Origin of the sequence: Streptomyces sp. SID3343 (assembly GCF_009865215.1) — a bacterium.
In the GTDB taxonomy this organism is placed as follows: Bacteria; Actinomycetota; Actinomycetes; order Streptomycetales; family Streptomycetaceae; genus Embleya.
On the sequence record NZ_WWJX01000554.1, the window covers coordinates 1 to 206 of the forward strand.

1 protein-coding gene is annotated in these 206 nt (G+C 74.8%); it reads right to left on the reverse strand.

Annotation, left to right across the window (positions count from 1 at the left end):
• A partial coding sequence (locus tag GT354_RS16895; protein ID WP_161357128.1) for a hypothetical protein occupies positions 1–206 on the reverse strand: 206 nt, incomplete at both ends.

The following is a 206-nucleotide window of genomic DNA, read 5'->3' on the forward strand; positions in this document are numbered from 1 at the left end:
TCGTCCAGGCCCTCCGGCAATACCGTGTCCTGCGTGTTGGCCGGCCGGGCCGAGTACAACCGCCGGTACACCGGGGCCAGCAGTTGCTGGGCCGCGCCGTCGCCGACGACCGCCGCGACGACCGCGACCACGCCCACCAGCGCGTGTCGCCACACGCCGGGGACCGGGTCGCCGTAGTGGTACGCGATCACCGCGCCCATCGCGCC